Source organism: Serratia sp. GW822-FHT06E05 (assembly GCF_058799445.1).
In genome coordinates this window covers 541,913-557,383 of record NZ_JBXALM010000001.1, presented here as the reverse complement: position 1 = coordinate 557,383, position 15,471 = coordinate 541,913, and the positions used below count along the sequence as shown (strand labels likewise).

Here is a 15,471-nt window from a genome sequence, read left to right as displayed (position 1 = left end):
GATCAGTTGGCCGCAGCGGCCGCCGGTGCTTTCTTGTTGGTATCTTCAGCGGTGTCCAGCGTCATGCGGTACAGCTTCGGCGCGGTCAGCATCATCAGGATGGCGATCACGGCAGTAGCGATACCGATTTGCATAAACACGTGGCTGTAGATAGCCAGCGAAGCGTGCGCGTCGTTAACATTGCTAGGAACGGCAGTCAGACCGGCGACCTTACCGGCAATCAGCGCGGCAGCGGCGGTGGTCAGGAACCAGGAACCCATGATAAAGCCCATCAGGCGTTGTGGTACCAGTTGCGCCACCATAGCCAGGCCCAGACCGGAGATCATCAGCTCGCCGATACTCTGCAACGCGTAGCTCAGGATCAGCCAGTTAACCGAAACGATACCCTGTTCGTTGGCAAAGCTGGCACCCCACGGCAGCACCAGGAAGGCACCTGAACACAGGATCATACCGAAAGCGAACTTGTGCGGCATCGGCAGACGGTCACCCATCTTGTTATACAGCGCCGCCAGAATAGGGCTGGCCAGCATGATCCAGAACGGGTTCAGCGCCTGATATTGCTCGGGTTCGAAACCAATACCGAGGATGCTGTGTTCCACGTTGTGGATAGCGAAGAAGTTCAGCGAGGTCGGCATCTGGCTGTAGAGCACAAAGAAGACGACCGCTTCCAGCATCAACAGGAAGGCGACGATCATCTTGCGGCGCGCAGCACCGTGCAGCGCAAAGGTTTCTTTGGCGAACACAATCACGATACCGATGGAGATAATCGCCAGTGCCCAGCGGGCAATCACCTGGTTGTGCAGCAACCAGCTGGAAATGGCTACCAGAGCGACTACGCCCACCAGGACCATCAGCAGCTTTTTCACCTGCAGAGGTTTGAAGTCAGGCTTGGAACCGTGCTGTTTAACCCACTTGTGGCACACCATAAAGTTGACCAGGGTGATCAGCATGCCCACCACGCTCAGTGAGAACGCGACGCTCCAACCGTATTTCGCCGCCAGCCACGGTGTGGCCAACATGGAAAGGAAAGAACCGATATTGACGGACATATAGTACATGGTGAATGCACCGTCCAAACGCGGATCGTCTTTCTCATAGCAGGTTGACAGCAGGGAAGATGGGTTAGCCTTGAACAGGCCGCTACCCACGGCGATGGTCGCCATACCCAGGTACACCCAGAAGATTTCATGGCCGGAGTAGGCCACCATGGCGTATCCGACGGCCAGCACCAGCGCGCCCAGCACGATCACGCGCTTGGAGCCCAGTACTTTATCTCCGAGCCAGCCACCGATGGCGACAAAGCCGTACACCAGTGCGCTGAAGGAAGAGAACAGGGTAATCGAGTCGGCTTCGCTCAGGCCAAGCATTTTGACCAGATAAACCGCCATGATGCCTTGCAGGCCGTAATAGCCAAAACGTTCCCACAGCTCGATAGAGAAGATCAGGTAAAACGCCTTGGGTTGTTTGAAGGCGTTAAGACTCACGCTTTCAGGTTGTTCGCTGTTGTTGTTTGCTGTTGACACTGGTACCTCTGATTTTTCACTGCCCCGTCCCAGAGAGACGAGAAATTGCAAAAGGTGATGCAGGACTGCATCCTTCTGCGTTGTTATAGGATGGGATGACGGCGGTTAATGTTCACTATCTTTGTCAACGAGGCAAGGCGTTTGTCATATCCTGTTACATATAACGCTCGCGGAGTGAAACAACCATGTTGCAAATGTTATGCAGCATTAACGTTCGTCTTTATTTGCTTTGCCGAGTTTTTGTTTTGATTAAAAGCTATACGGAATTTAAACAGTGATATATTCTGCTGAATGGAGTTTTATTAGTCCATATCAATAGGTGGGGTGATTAATCCATTGGATTGTTGTGCATATGACGCATTTTGTAAAATTATAGAAATTTAAGAAAACGGGACTGGCGCTTGTGACGGTAATGTGATCTTTAAAACGTGAGGTTTACCGCAATTTTTAACTAATTTTTCGCTTGAAAATAAGCGGGAATTGGGTTTTCTACTGAAATCCGCGAGAACACCAAGGTTACTGCTGCTTGATATCACATTTCCGATAAAAAATAGCTCAATGGGATATGAGGAAGAGACGGGCGCGCGTTGCGCCCGGTGGCAGCGATCAGGCGTCGGGATAAACCTTCTCGTTAAACTCGCAAAGATCTTCAATGATGCAGGAACCGCAGCGCGGTTTACGTGCGATGCAGGTATAACGGCCGTGCAGGATAAACCAGTGGTGGCAATCGACCTTGAACTCGGCCGGCACCACCTTGAGCAGCTTCTCTTCAACCAGATCGACATTTTTGCCCGGAGCGAAACGGGTGCGATTGCAAACGCGGAAGATGTGGGTATCTACGGCAATGGTCGGCCAGCCAAAGGCGGTATTGAGCACCACGTTGGCGGTCTTGCGACCGACGCCAGGCAGGGCCTCCAGCGCGGCACGATCTTCCGGTACCTCGCCGCCGTGCAGTTCTAACAGCATGCGACAGGTTTTGATCACGTTCTCGGCTTTGCTGTTAAACAGACCGATAGTCTTGATGTAGTCTTTGACGCCGTCGACGCCCAGGGCCAGCAGGGCGGCCGGGGTGTTGGCCACCGGATAAAGCTTGGCGGTGGCCTTATTGACGCTGACGTCGGTCGCCTGCGCGGAGAGCAGTACGGAGATCAGCAGTTCAAACGGCGTGCTGTACACCAGTTCCGTGGTCGGCTGCGGGTTGTTGTCGCGCAGCCGGGTAAGAATTTCCAGCCGTTTTTGCTTATTCATCAGGCTTTCTCTGTCTGTCCTTGTCCCAGCGTCGGTTCAGCCAGCAAGGCTTTGGCCGTACGCGCTTTCATCCGTTCATCAATCAGGTATTTCAACGCCAACAGCAGGCCTAGGCCGATAAAGGCCCCCGGTGGCAGCATGGCCAGCAGGAACGGGCTGTCAAAGTGAACCACTTCGATGCGCAATACTTTGGCCCAGCTGCCCAGCAGCATATCGGCGCCGTCGAACAGGGTGCCGTTGCCCAGCAACTCACGCATCGCGCCAAGCGTTACCATTACGCCGGTAGCGCCCAGGCCGATTGCCAGGCCGTCCAGCGCTGACAAACCGATGGGTTTTTTAGAGGCTACCGCTTCGGCGCGGCCCACCACGATACAGTTGGTAACGATCAGGGGAATAAAGATCCCCAGCGATTGATACAGGCCAAAGGCATAGGCATTGATCAACATTTGCACGATGCTGACCGCCGCCGCGATGATCATGACGTAAATGGGAATACGCACTTCATTCGGCACCCAGCGGCGCACCGCGGAAATGGATCCGTTGGTCAGCGTCAATACCAGGGTGGTCGCCAGCCCAAGCCCGAGGGCGTTGGTCACGGTGGACGTCACTGCCAGCAGCGGGCACATCCCCAGCAGCTGTACCAGTGCGGAGTTGTTCTTCCACAACCCCTGGACAATCAGATCTTTGGCTTCACTCATTCGCTGGCTCCACACACAGGTAAGCTATCAAGTTTAGGCGGCAGCGTTTCCATATACAATGCCGTGCGCCGAACGGCGTTGACCACCGCGCGCGGTGTGATGGTGGCGCCGGTGAATTGATCGAACATACCGCCGTCTTTCTTCACCGCCCAGCGTTTATCGTCCGGGCCTTCAATTTTCTTGCCGCTGAAGAACGAAATCCAGTTCGAGATACGCAGCTCAATTTTATCGCCCAATCCAGGCGTTTCATGGTGTTCGACCACGCGGGTACCCAGCACGGTGCCGCTGAAATCAGCGCCGACCAGCAGCTGAATGGCGCCGGAATAGCCGTCCGGTGCGGTGGTTTCTACCGCGGCTGCCGTAGGTTGACCGTTTTTACGCGCCAGATACAGGCGGTGAGGGGCACCGTTGCCCAGCGCCGGATCGCTTACCAGGAAGCACTCGGTCTGCATGTCGTTGTCGTAGTGTTCCGGGGGCACCACTTGATCAAGCAGGGCTTTTTGCTGCAATGCCGCCTGGTGGGCGATGGTTTTTTGCGTCAGGCTATGCACCACCGCGGTCAGACCGGTAGTCACTGCGGCAAACACCGCCAGCGTGGTGCCATGCTTTCTCATTGAATTCAGCATCATGGCTCCTTAGCGATGGCCGTACACGCGTGGCTGCGTGTAGTGGTCGATGAGCGGTACGGTAATGTTGGCCAGCAGAACGGCGAAGGCAACGCCGTCAGGGTAGCCGCCATAAACACGGATAAGCCACACCAGCACGCCAATCAATGCGCCATAAATCAGGCGGCCTTTTGGCGTGGTGGAAGCGCTGACCGGGTCGGTAGCAATAAAGAACGCCCCCAACATGCTGGCCCCGGAGAACAGGTGGATCAGCGGCGATGCCTGCTGCAGCGGGTCAAGCCACCAGGCCAGTCCAGAGCACACGGCGATAGCTGCCAGCATGCTGAACGGGATCTGCCAGTGGATCAGGCGGCGAGCCAGCATAAACAGCCCGCCGGCCAGGAAACCGAGGTTGACCCATTGCCAACCGATACCGGCCAGAGCGCCACCAAACAGCGGCTGTTGCAACACTTGTTCGACGCTATGGCCACTGCGCAACCCGGTTTTGAAACCGTCCAGCGGGGTGGCCTGGCTGATACCGTCAATCCCCATCTGCAATTCGTGAATGGTGGCGCCCTGCGCGGTATGGCCGCTGAAGATCGCCAGCAGGGTATCCTGGAATGAAAGCGCGGTGGCTCGCAGTTCATCCGGCGGCAGCCAACTGGTCATTTGTACCGGGAAGGCGATCAGCAGCACCACATAGCCGACCATCGCCGGGTTGAACGGGTTTTGCCCGAGGCCGCCGTACAGCTGCTTGGCGATGACGATGGCAAAGAAAGTGCCGATGACAATCATCCACCAGGGGGCCAGTGGTGGCAGGCTGATGCCCAACAGCAAGGCGGTCAGCAGGGCAGAATTATCTGCCAGACGCGTGCGAACCGGCAGCTTGCGCAAGGCGAGGATAGCGCCTTCCGCCAGCAGGGCGACCAGCATCGCCAGGGCGGTTTGAATCAGAGTACCGTAGCCAAAGAACCACACCTGCGCCGCGACACCGGGAATACAAGCCAGCATGACCCACAGCATAATACGGCTGGTGCTTTGCTGGTTATGGGTGAAAGGAGAACTGGCGATGTGCAAGCCTTTGGCGGCTGTTTGTTGTACCGGCCTGAACTTCATAGAATAACTACACCTATCTTTGCCGTGCATCGGCAGGTTCAACGCGCCTCTCAGAGGAGCCGCAGGAAAAATTATAGCGCTGCATTCTACCTGAATCACTGCGAGGGTAATACGTCTTAATTGTGCGGGTATTCGGCTTTTAGCACGGGGTGTACGCGAGGGGGAAATTTCTAATGGCGCGATTAGATTTTTTTTGCCGAGAAAAGCGGGGTAGTTTGGTCAGTCAAAACAAAAATCGTCGGCATCACTGGCCGACAACAGGCGATAACCACTGGATTTGCAGGGTATTTTAGGGCCTTTTTTTCGCACAAAATAACAACTTTTGCATAATCTATGTGGGTTATTATCCCGTGTATTATTAAGTTAGTGAATGTACATTAATGACAAATGAAGATGTATTTTTTATTGAAGAACTGATTGAGTGGGTTGAGATACATCTGGAGAAACGGCCTAATCTGGACGAAGTCGCGCGTATTTCCGGCTATTCCAAGTGGCATCTGCAACGCAAGTTTAAACGCATCACCGGCATTCAGCTCGCCACCTATATCCGCTCACGTATTCTGACGCGTGCAGCGGTGGCGTTACGTATCACCCACCGTTCTATCATCGATATTTCAGACGAACTGGGCTTTGATTCCCAACAAACCTTTACCCGCATGTTCAAACAGCGTTTCGACACCACGCCCAATCGTTATCGTTCGATGGACACCTGGGATGTGAAAAACCTGATGCCGCGTTTTAGTTTCGATGCCAATTTCGCAGCCGATTATTACCCAGAAGTGAAACGCCTGACGTTGCCGGATATGCAGCTGGTGGGTTTTTCGCGCCAGTTGGATTTTGCCTCGGAAGCGGAGATCGAACATTCGTCTTGTATGGCGATGAAGGACGAAATCTTCACCGATTTCTTCCGTGGGCTGAGTGTGGATTGTCATCGGGTTTACAGCATTCATTCCGTGCGAAATCGAGATGATGACGCGTATTCGGCCACCCACATCATGGCAGTGGATCCTGAGAACAAACAGGATATTTTGTCGGGCTACCAGATCGACACTATCCCGATCGCCGGGCGTGAATATATTTCTATTAACCATCTGGGCTCTGCGAAAGAGTGTTCGCAGTTCTTTGCCTATCTGATCACCCACGTGATGCCGGGGCTGCGTAATGAAGTGAAAGGGAGCGTGGAGATGGAAATAATTCAAACCAAGGAGCGGAATCAGGATTCGAAGATGCGCCAGATTGACGTTGATTATACCTATCTGATTTCTATTGATTAGGGCGTGACTCCAAGGGCTGGGACCATTGGAACGCGCCCTGTATTACGAACCGCCTGTTTGGTCCACCAACCCTCACATCTCACGCCTTGCTGCGTGCTCAAGTGGTCGCCAGCGGCGCTCACGCATTATTGAGTGAAACAGCCAGGGCCGCCTTGCGTTTTGCAAGGCGCCGCTTCCGCTACTCTTTATCGTTTTCCGCCGTCGCCAGGTTTTGCTCGGCCTTTTTAGCTTTGACGCGTGCAATAGCCGCCGCAACCGCCGCCTTGCGCGGATCTTCTTCCTGTACGGCAGCTACCGGTTCTGCCGGCGATTCAACAGTTTCGGCCTGCTGCGCGGCTTTCTTGGCTTTAGCACGTGCAATAGCCGCCGCAACCGCCGCCTTGCGTGGATCTTCTTCCTGCACGGCAGCTGCTGGTTCCGTCGGCGATTCAACCGTTTCGGCCTGCTGCGCGGCTTTCTTGGCTTTAGCGCGAGCGATGGCCGCCGCAACCGCCGCCTTGCGCGGATCTTCTTCCTGCACGGCAGCTGCTGGTTCCGTCGGCGATTCAACCGTTTCGGCCTGCTGCGCAGCTTTCTTGGCTTTGACCCGTGCCAATGCAGCAGCCACGGCTGCCTTGCGCGGATCTTCTTCCTGCACGGCAGTGGCTGGCTCCGTCGGCGACTCAACGCTATCGGCCTGCTGCGCAGCTTTCTTGGCTTTAACCCGTGCCAATGCAGCGGCCACGGCTGCCTTGCGCGGATCTTCTTCTTGCGCCACAGCAGCTATCGGTTCAGCAGGCGTTCCAACTGCGCCGGCTTGCTGAGCTTCTTTCTTGGCTTTAACCCGGGCTAACGCAGCAGCAACTGCAGCCTTACGCGGATCTTCGCCCTCGACAGCAGGAGACGTCGCTGGGGTGGCAGCCGCATCTTGCTGAGCACGACGTTCACGCGCCTGCGCTTTGCGGGCTTCGCGGGCGGCGATCATCTCGCTATTGTCCGGTGTCTCGCCGCTGATGGTTCCGGTTGCCGGCGCGGCATTTTTACTGCGCACGCGGGCCAGGGCGGCTTGTACCGCATCCTGATCGCCGTCTGTCAATTTGACGGCCGCTTTCTTGTGACGTTCTTCGCGCGCCAGTTTTTCACGTTCCAGACGGGCCAATTTGGCTTCGTAACGGGCCTTGGCTTCGGCGGTGCGCGCGGCTTCCTGATCGATGGCTTTGATTTCGGCCTTTTCCTGGCGGTAGTACTGCACCAGCGGAATATTGCTGGGGCATACAAAGGCGCAAGCACCGCACTCAATGCAGTCGAACAGGTTATGCTTGCGGGCTTTTTCGTGTTCTTCGCCACGGCTGAACCAGTAAAGCTGCTGTGGCAACAGGCCCGCCGGGCAGGCATCAACGCATAAACCGCAGCGAATACAAGACTGTTCAGGTTCTTGTGGCGCCATTTCACTGACGGAAGGGGCCAGAATACAGTTGCTGATCTTAACGATCGGCACGTTCAGCGCGGGCAGGGTGAAGCCCATCAGCGGGCCGCCCATGACCACCATTTGTTGGGCCTGCGGCTGGAAACCGGCAAAGTTCAGCAGGTGCTGCACCGGGGTGCCGATGCGCGCCCACAGATTACCCGGTTGGCTAAGGGCTTCACCGGTAAGGGTGACCACGCGTTCGATCAAGGGTTCGCCGTCGACAATGGCGCGCTTAATGGCAAAGGCAGTCCCGACGTTTTGCATCAGCACGCCGATAGCGGAGGAGTGTTTGCCGTGCGGCACTTCCTTGCCGATCAGGATCTTGGTGAGCTGTTTGGCGCCGCCGGAAGGATATTTGGTTGGGATCACCCGCAGCGAGATGCCCGGTTGATCGCGCAACGCCAGTTTTAACGCTTCGATCGCTTCGGGCTTATTGTCCTCGATGCCGATCAGCGTCACTTTCGGCTGCAGCAGGTGGCGCAGGATCTGCGTGCCTTCGATCACTTGGTCGGCATGCTCCTGCATCAAACGGTCATCGGCGGTGATATAAGGCTCGCATTCCGCGGCATTGAGGATCAGGGTTTCTACCCCGTTCATGCCACCCTGCAGCTTGCTGGCGGTAGGGAAACCTGCGCCACCCAACCCGGCGATGCCGGCCTGATGAATCCGCTGGATCAGTTCGCCGGTAGGCAGTTGACGGTAATCCGCCACCGGTGCGCGTTCGCACCAACGGTCTTCGCCATCCGGCTGAATAATTACGCACAGCTCTGCCAGCCCTGAAGGGTGAGCGGTGATATGCGGTTTGATGGCGTTGATGGTGCCGGAGGTCGGCGCATGCACCGGTACGGTACGGCCACGGCCCACGGTCAGCGGCTGGCCTTTCAGCACGTGCTCGCCGACGTTGACGCACAATTCGCCTTCCGGTCCCAAATGCTGTTGCAAGGGGATGACAAAGGTGTCGGGCAGCGGGGCGGTACGCAGCGGTACGCCGCTGGACTGGGTTTTCATTTCCGGGGGATGGATCCCGCCGTCGAAATCCCAAATCCGGTCTTTTTTGAAGGCGGCGAACAAATTAAGCATGTTGCTCCACGTGGATCACTTGCACCGGGATCGTCTTCATATCCCACTTCCAGTTGGCGGTAGTGGTGGCGACCGGTTTCATTTCAATACAATCGGTAGGGCACGGCGCGACGCACAGGTCGCAGCCGGTACAAAGATCGGTAATCACGGTGTGCATGGCGCGCGTGGCACCCACTATTGCGTCCACCGGACAGGCCTGAATGCACTTGGTGCAGCCGATGCAGTTGGCTTCATCGATATAAGCGACCTGACGCACCGGCTCGGCGGCGGCTTCGCTGCCCAGCGGCTGCGGCTCGACGTTGAGCAGTTCGGCTAATTTCAGCATCACTTGCTCGCCGCCGGGGGCACATTTGTTGATCATCTCACCGTTGGCCACCGCCTCGGCGTAAGGGCGGCAACCGGGGTAACCGCACTGGCCGCATTGGCTCTGCGGCAGGATCTCATCGACCTGCTCGGCCACCGGATCTTCTTCCACTTCAAAGCGGCGCGCGGCGAAGCCCAGCACCAGCCCGAACAACAGGCCGAGGGCGCTGAGCGCAGCAATCGCAATCCATAACGCGGTCATTAGAATTTCACCAGCCCGGTAAAGCCCATAAAGGCCAGAGACATCAACCCGGCAGTGATCAACGCGATGGAAGAACCACGAAATGGCGCAGGCACGTCGGCAACCGCCAGACGCTCACGGATCGCGGCGAACAGCACCATCACCAGCGAGAAGCCGGCGGCGGCGCTGAAGCCATAAACCGCAGACTGCAGGAAGTTGTAGCCGAGGTTAACGTTAAGCAACGCAACGCCAAGCACCGCGCAGTTGGTGGTGATCAGCGGCAGGAAGATGCCCAGCAAGCGATACAGTGCCGGGCTGGTTTTGCGTACCACCATCTCGGTAAATTGCACCACGACGGCGATCACCAAAATAAATGACAGGGTGCGCAGATACACCAGATCCAACGGAACCAGGATAAAGGTGTTGATCACCCAGGCGCTGACGGAGGCCAGCGTCATGACAAAGGTAGTAGCCATGCCCATGCCGATGGCGCTTTCCAGTTTCTTGGAAACGCCGAGGAACGGGCACAGGCCGAGGAACTTCACCAGGACGAAGTTGTTCACCAGTACGGTGCCGACAAACAGGAGCAGGTATTCGGTCATTGCGATGCCTAAAAAAATAAAAGCCGCCTATTATCGGGAATTGGCGGCCTGACCACAACACAGTGATAGCAAGGTTATTGCTATTTTCGCCCTTTTTTGGCGAAAATTTACACAATCATACGCACAAAACGTGCCACAACGCGCCTAGCGCTCGGTAAAGGTCCCTTTGACCCGCTTGGAACGCTTCATATAAGGCACCAACAATGCCGCCATCAGCAGGGGCCAACCCAGGCTGCGTACGGCCAGCTCATCCGGCACCGGCGCAAAGGCAAAGGCTTTCACCGCCAGCAGTACGGTAATCAGCAACCACAGCAGGAAAAACTTGGGGAAGCGTTGCGAACGATGGCAGAACAGCCACAGCAGCCACAGCGTAAAGCACCACATTGCCATCGTGGTCAGCACTGAAAAATACCACTGTAGGCTAAACGCCTGAGCGTTGGTCAGCAGGTATTCGCGCGATTCCGGCATGAAAATCGCCATGGCATACAGAAGCAGCATCAGGCTGGCGCTAAGCAGGGTGACGATCAGATAGGACATCGGGGCCAGCAACCAACCGCCAATACGGTTGTAATCAGCTTGAGACATAAACGGCTTCCTGGGTAAGACATGATTCAATGTGACAGCCGCATAGCTTAGCGGGTAATGCGGGCTTCGTCATCAATATCAAGCGGATGGTCGGCGCCAGGAGGCCGGTGCAGCACGTTTGGCTACCGACGGCATGATAAGCCGCCGGTAGCAGGCCGATTAACGGCGATTAAGCTGATAGTAGGCTTCGTTCCAGCGCAGCTCATTTTTGAACGCCGGGAGGCTGGTATTGTGGTCGATCGTCACAAACTCGATGTTATGCATCTCGGCGTAAAGTCGCAGCAGGTCGGCATCCAACGCCTGTGAGAACACGGTATGGTGTGCACCACCCGCCAGGATCCAGGCTTCGGCAGCGGTGGCAAGCGTTGGCTGAGCCCGCCAGATGGCGCGCGCCACCGGCAGTTTGGGCAACGGATGCGGTTGTTCCACGGTGTCCACCTGATTGACCAGCAGGCGGAATCGGTCGCCCAGGTCGATCAGGCTGGCATTGATCGCCGGACCGGCCGGGGTGGAGAAAATCAGCCGTGCCGGATCCGCCTTGCCGCCGATACCCAGCGGTTGTATATCCAACAGCGGTTTTTGTTCTTTGGCGATCGATGGGCAAACCTCCAGCATGTGCGAACCGACCACCAAATCGTTGCCCGATTGGAAATGGTAGGTGTAATCCTCCATGAATGAGGTACCGCCTTCCAGTCCCTGCGCCATCACTTTCAGGATGCGCAACAGCGCGGCGGTTTTCCAGTCGCCTTCGCCGCCGAAGCCGTAACCCTGCTGCATCAGGCGTTGTACCGCCAGCCCCGGTAACTGCTTCATGCCGTGCAAGTCTTCAAAATTGGTGGTGAAGGCCTGGAAGTTACCCTGTTCGAGGAAGCGCTTCATGCCTAATTCGATTCGCGCCGCGTCGAGCAGGTTTTCACGCTTTTCCCCGTTGATTTGCGCCGCATCGCTCAAGACGTAGCGGGTTTCGTATTCTTCAATCAGCGTATCCACATCGCCACGGCTGACCTCATTGATCACGCTGACCAAATCACCGATGCCATAGGCATTCACCGAATAGCCGAATTGGATCTGCGCCCCGACTTTGTCACCCTCGGTCACGGCGACCTCACGCATGTTGTCGCCGAAGCGGGCCACCTTCAACTGCTGGCTGGCCTGTTTGGCGTTGGCTGCACGCATCCACTGCGCAATGCGCCGGTGCGCTTCGGGGTCTTGCCAATGGCCGGCTATCACGCTGTGCTGCTGACGCATACGGGCGCCAATAAAGCCAAATTCGCGGCCACCGTGTGCGGTCTGATTGAGGTTCATAAAGTCCATGTCCATGCTGTCCCACGGGATCTGAGCGTTGAACTGGGTATGGAATTGCAACAGCGGCTTATGAAGGATCGACAGTCCGGCGATCCACATTTTGGCCGGCGAAAAGGTGTGCAGCCAGGCCATGATGCCGATGCACTGTGGCTGATAGTTGGCGTCGCGGCACAGGGCGGTGATTTCATCCGGCGTGGTCACCAGCGGTTTCAGCACCAGTTTTACCGGCAATCCGGCCTCACGGTTGAGATTTTCCACCACCTGCTCGGCGTGTGCCTTGACCTGTTGCAGGGTGTGCGGGCCGTACAGGTGCTGGCTGCCGATGGCGAACCAGACTTCGCGCTGCTTGAATGCGTCCATGGAGACTCCTGAATTGTCATGTCGAAATGGGGGTTCAGCAGGCTGAACCGGCGTTAGGGGCATAGCGTGGCTCGGCGGCCTGGCACCATTGCTGATAGCGTTGATAAAGCTGTTGGTAGCGGGCGACGCGCTGCGGATTCGGCTGGAGAGTGCGTTCGATGCCGCAGGCCATGTGGCGTTGCGCTTCGGGCACGCTGCGGAAATGACCGGCCGCCACCGCGGCGAAGATAGCCGCCCCCAGCGCGCAACATTGGTCTGAAGCCACGATCTGCAGCGGTCGGTTCATCACGTCGGCGCAGACCTGCATGATCGCCGGTGATTTACGCGCAATCCCCCCCAGCGCCAGTACGTTGTCCACCGGAATAGACTGCTGCTCAAAACACTCCATGATGGCGCGGGCACCGAAGGCGGTAGCGGCGATAAAGCCACCGAACAGCGTCGGCGCATCGGTGCCGAGGTTTAGATCGGCGATCACGCCTTTCAGACGTTGATTGGCATAGGGCGTGCGGCGGCCGTTAAACCAGTCCAGTACCACCGGCAGATGATCCAGTGACGGTTTATCGACCCAGGCCTCGGTCAGCGCGGCCAGCATGCCGGCTTCTATCTGTTGCAATTGCGGCTGCAGCTGCGGTTGGCTTTTTGCCGCTTCGCGCAGCGGCCAGCTCAGCAGGCGGCCGAACCAGGCGTACATATCGCCAAAGGCGGACTGTCCTGCTTCCATGCCGATTAATCCCGGCACCACGCTGCCGTCAACCTGGCCGCAAATGCCCTCGATGGCACGCCCGTCCACCCGCTGGCGATCGGCGATCAAGATGTCGCAGGTAGAGGTGCCAATCACCTTCACCAGGGTATAAGGCTGGGCTCCGGCCCCCACTGCGCCCATATGGCAGTCGAAGGCGCCGCCTGACAGCACCACCGTGGTTGGCAATCCGAGGCGTGCGGCCCATTCGGCACTCAGTGCGCCGACCGGCAGCTCGGCGGTGTGGCAGTCGTCAAACAGCGGGGAGGGCAAATGCTCAACCAGTAAGGGATCGAGTGCGGCAAAAAAGGGTTTTGGCGGCAGGCCGCCCCAGTCGGGGTGCCACAAGGTTTTGTGGCCTACGCTACAACGTCCGCGTTTTAACTGCTGTGGGGCGGTGGTCCCGGACAGTAACGCCGGCACCCAATCGCACAGCTCTACCCAGGAAGCCGCCGCCTGACGTACCTCGGCGTCCCGTCGCGTGACGTGCAGAATTTTGGCCCAGAACCATTCGGAAGAGTACACGCCGCCGATATAGCGGGAATAATCGGGGAATTCGCCGCTGCGGCAGAGCCGATTGATGGCATCCGCTTCTTCGAGAGCCGTGTGATCTTTCCACAGCACAAACATGGCGTTTGGGTTGTCGGCAAATTCTGGCCGCAGCGCCAACACCTGGCCCTGCTGGTCGATCGGCGCAGGGGTGGAGCCGGTCGAGTCGACGCCGATACCCACGACCTGCAGCCGTTGCGCCGGGGTCATGCGCTGCACCAGACTGACCATCGCCTGTTCCATGGCTTCAATATAGTCGAGCGGATGATGACGAAAGCGATTCTCCGACGCATTGCAAAACTCACCGCGCTGCCAGCGAGGGTAATAAACCACTTCGGTATCCAGCTCCGCACCGTTTTGGCAGTCGACCGCCAACGCCCGCACCGAGTCGCTGCCGAAGTCCAATCCCAGGGCAATAGCACCTGCCGTCATGATGTTGACTCCTGATGTGTTAATACGCTGTGACAACCATAGGAGCCGAAGCGCTGGGCAGGTGAGGAGCCATTGGCTGGAAGTATGCACTTTTCTGCTTCCCACAGTGGTTTTGTGACGGCTGTCATAAGTTAACGCTTGGCGAAATTCGCTAAATATATGCACATATCTGCTGTATTCCACGGATGTGATAGCGCTCTACATTTCAGCAACAAATACCCGCTAAAACTTAAGCCGTCTTACCCCGGCTGTAAGGCAATGCCGCGAGATAAGCGCTACACCTACAGCCATTACTCTAATGATAACGTTTTCACCGCGAGCGGGTTTCGTCGCCACAGAGAACAAAATAGCGGAGAGCATCATGCATAAATTCACTAAGGCGCTGGCGACACTGGGGCTGGCGGCCGTTATGTCACATTCGGCTATCGCCGAGACCATGAAGCTGGGTTTTTTGGTCAAGCAGCCGGAAGAACCCTGGTTCCAGACCGAATGGAAATTTGCCGATAAGGCCGGTAAGGATCTCGGCTTTGAGGTGATTAAAATCGCGGTGCCGGACGGCGAGAAGACCCTGAACGCCATCGACAGCCTGGCGGCCAGCGGGGCCAAAGGATTTGTCATCTGCACGCCGGATCCGAAATTGGGCTCGGCGATCGTCGCCAAGGCGCGCAGTTACAATCTGAAAGTGATCGCGGTGGACGACCAGTTCGTTACCGCCAAAGGCAAGCCTATGGACAGCGTGCCGCTGGTGATGATGGCCGCCACCAAAATCGGCGAACGCCAGGGGGAAGAGCTGTGGAAAGAGCTGAACAAGCGCGGCTGGAAGCTGCCGGATACCGCGGTGATGGCCATTACCGCCGATGAACTGGACACGGCCCGTCGCCGCACCGGCGGTTCTATTGCCGCGTTGAAAGCCGCCGGTTTCCCGGAAAAGCAGATTTACCGGGTACCGACCAAATCCAACGATATCCCAGGAGCGTTCGACGCCGCCAACTCAATGCTGGTGCAGCATCCTGAAGTGAAAAACTGGCTGATTGTCGGCATGAACGACAACACCGTGCTCGGCGGCGTGCGCGCTACCGAAGGCCAGGGGTTTAAGGCGCCGAACGTGATTGGCATCGGGATCAACGGGGTGGATGCGGTCAGTGAGCTGTCCAAGGCGCAGGCCACCGGCTTCTACGGTTCGCTGCTGCCTAGCCCGGACATTCACGGTTACAAGAGCATCCAGATGCTGCATGACTGGGTCGAAAAAGGGGTAGAACCGCAAAAATTCACCGAAGTGACCGACGTGGTGCTGATCACGCGCGACAACTTTAAAACCGAACTGCAGAAGAAAGGCCTGATGTAATTACCGGGCCGCCCACAGC

At 57.1% G+C, this 15,471-nt stretch carries 13 protein-coding genes; 2 read left to right on the top strand and 11 right to left on the bottom strand.

Going from position 1 to position 15,471, the window contains the following annotated elements:
* Window positions 1-2: 2 nt before the first annotated feature.
* The 5 genes from dtpA to rsxD all read right to left on the bottom strand — a co-directional run bounded on the left by dtpA (window position 3) and on the right by rsxD (window position 5,190).
* Window positions 3-1,523 carry a dipeptide/tripeptide permease DtpA gene (gene dtpA, locus AC1RKC_RS02460; protein ID WP_493092154.1) on the bottom strand — a complete coding sequence of 507 codons (1,521 nt, stop codon included), beginning with the start codon at window positions 1,521-1,523 and terminating at the stop codon, window positions 3-5.
* Between the two features lie 606 nt (window positions 1,524-2,129).
* Complete coding sequence (nth, locus tag AC1RKC_RS02455) at window positions 2,130-2,771, bottom strand: endonuclease III (protein ID WP_020826710.1); 642 nt, start codon at window positions 2,769-2,771, stop codon at window positions 2,130-2,132.
* Window positions 2,771-3,469 (bottom strand): electron transport complex subunit E, encoded by a 699-nt coding sequence (locus AC1RKC_RS02450; RefSeq protein ID WP_020826711.1) that lies wholly within the window; start codon window positions 3,467-3,469, stop codon window positions 2,771-2,773. The genes nth and AC1RKC_RS02450 overlap by 1 nt, the downstream gene beginning before the upstream one ends.
* Entirely contained in the window at window positions 3,466-4,095 is a 630-nt protein-coding gene (rsxG, locus tag AC1RKC_RS02445; RefSeq protein WP_020826712.1) for an electron transport complex subunit RsxG, read from the bottom strand. The genes AC1RKC_RS02450 and rsxG overlap by 4 nt, the downstream gene beginning before the upstream one ends.
* A gap of 9 nt (window positions 4,096-4,104) precedes the next feature.
* Entirely contained in the window at window positions 4,105-5,190 is a 1,086-nt protein-coding gene (gene rsxD, locus AC1RKC_RS02440; RefSeq protein ID WP_020826713.1) for an electron transport complex subunit RsxD, read from the bottom strand.
* 380 nt (window positions 5,191-5,570) lie between these two features.
* Between rsxD and AC1RKC_RS02435 the strand changes: the two genes are divergently transcribed.
* Entirely contained in the window at window positions 5,571-6,464 is an 894-nt protein-coding gene (locus AC1RKC_RS02435) for a helix-turn-helix domain-containing protein (RefSeq protein WP_020826714.1), read from the top strand.
* A 178-nt stretch (window positions 6,465-6,642) separates the two neighbouring features.
* On the opposite strand, the gene rsxC is transcribed toward AC1RKC_RS02435, so the two are convergent.
* The 6 genes from rsxC to AC1RKC_RS02405 all read right to left on the bottom strand — a co-directional run bounded on the left by rsxC (window position 6,643) and on the right by AC1RKC_RS02405 (window position 14,107).
* Window positions 6,643-8,991 (bottom strand): electron transport complex subunit RsxC, encoded by a 2,349-nt coding sequence (gene rsxC / locus AC1RKC_RS02430; RefSeq protein ID WP_493092155.1) that lies wholly within the window; start codon window positions 8,989-8,991, stop codon window positions 6,643-6,645.
* Window positions 8,984-9,556, bottom strand: coding sequence for an electron transport complex subunit RsxB (gene rsxB / locus AC1RKC_RS02425; RefSeq protein ID WP_004943888.1), 573 nt, complete (start codon window positions 9,554-9,556; stop codon window positions 8,984-8,986). Before rsxB ends, rsxC begins: the two co-directional genes overlap by 8 nt.
* Window positions 9,556-10,137 carry an electron transport complex subunit RsxA gene (rsxA, locus tag AC1RKC_RS02420; RefSeq protein WP_004938443.1) on the bottom strand — a complete coding sequence of 194 codons (582 nt, stop codon included), beginning with the start codon at window positions 10,135-10,137 and terminating at the stop codon, window positions 9,556-9,558. Before rsxA ends, rsxB begins: the two co-directional genes overlap by 1 nt.
* Before the next feature lie 144 nt (window positions 10,138-10,281).
* Complete coding sequence (locus AC1RKC_RS02415; RefSeq protein WP_020826716.1) at window positions 10,282-10,722, bottom strand: DUF2569 domain-containing protein; 441 nt, start codon at window positions 10,720-10,722, stop codon at window positions 10,282-10,284.
* A gap of 159 nt (window positions 10,723-10,881) precedes the next feature.
* Complete coding sequence (gene araA / locus AC1RKC_RS02410; RefSeq protein ID WP_493092156.1) at window positions 10,882-12,387, bottom strand: L-arabinose isomerase; 1,506 nt, start codon at window positions 12,385-12,387, stop codon at window positions 10,882-10,884.
* Window positions 12,388-12,421: 34 nt separating this feature from the next.
* Window positions 12,422-14,107 carry a ribulokinase gene (locus AC1RKC_RS02405; protein WP_493092157.1) on the bottom strand — a complete coding sequence of 562 codons (1,686 nt, stop codon included), beginning with the start codon at window positions 14,105-14,107 and terminating at the stop codon, window positions 12,422-12,424.
* Window positions 14,108-14,468: 361 nt separating this feature from the next.
* On the opposite strand from AC1RKC_RS02405, the gene AC1RKC_RS02400 reads away from it, so the two are divergent.
* A complete protein-coding gene (locus AC1RKC_RS02400) occupies window positions 14,469-15,452 on the top strand; it encodes an arabinose ABC transporter substrate-binding protein (protein WP_020826719.1) in 984 nt (327 codons plus the stop codon).
* Window positions 15,453-15,471 lie beyond the last annotated feature (19 nt).

What these genes read in the sequence shown, in the direction of transcription:
- AC1RKC_RS02435 (WP_020826714.1), top strand. Translation starts at nt 5,571, where the DNA reads ATGACAAATGAAGATGTATTTTTTATTGAAGAACTGATTGAGTGGGTT.
- nth (WP_020826710.1), bottom strand. Translation starts at nt 2,771, where the DNA reads ATGAATAAGCAAAAACGGCTGGAAATTCTTACCCGGCTGCGCGACAAC.
- rsxA (WP_004938443.1), bottom strand. Translation starts at nt 10,137, where the DNA reads ATGACCGAATACCTGCTCCTGTTTGTCGGCACCGTACTGGTGAACAAC.
- rsxG (WP_020826712.1), bottom strand. Translation starts at nt 4,095, where the DNA reads ATGCTGAATTCAATGAGAAAGCATGGCACCACGCTGGCGGTGTTTGCC.
- AC1RKC_RS02405 (WP_493092157.1), bottom strand. Translation starts at nt 14,107, where the DNA reads ATGACGGCAGGTGCTATTGCCCTGGGATTGGACTTCGGCAGCGACTCG.
- rsxC (WP_493092155.1), bottom strand. Translation starts at nt 8,991, where the DNA reads ATGCTTAATTTGTTCGCCGCCTTCAAAAAAGACCGGATTTGGGATTTC.
- AC1RKC_RS02450 (WP_020826711.1), bottom strand. Translation starts at nt 3,469, where the DNA reads ATGAGTGAAGCCAAAGATCTGATTGTCCAGGGGTTGTGGAAGAACAAC.
- rsxD (WP_020826713.1), bottom strand. Translation starts at nt 5,190, where the DNA reads ATGAAGTTCAGGCCGGTACAACAAACAGCCGCCAAAGGCTTGCACATC.
- araA (WP_493092156.1), bottom strand. Translation starts at nt 12,387, where the DNA reads ATGGACGCATTCAAGCAGCGCGAAGTCTGGTTCGCCATCGGCAGCCAG.
- rsxB (WP_004943888.1), bottom strand. Translation starts at nt 9,556, where the DNA reads ATGACCGCGTTATGGATTGCGATTGCTGCGCTCAGCGCCCTCGGCCTG.
- AC1RKC_RS02400 (WP_020826719.1), top strand. Translation starts at nt 14,469, where the DNA reads ATGCATAAATTCACTAAGGCGCTGGCGACACTGGGGCTGGCGGCCGTT.
- AC1RKC_RS02415 (WP_020826716.1), bottom strand. Translation starts at nt 10,722, where the DNA reads ATGTCTCAAGCTGATTACAACCGTATTGGCGGTTGGTTGCTGGCCCCG.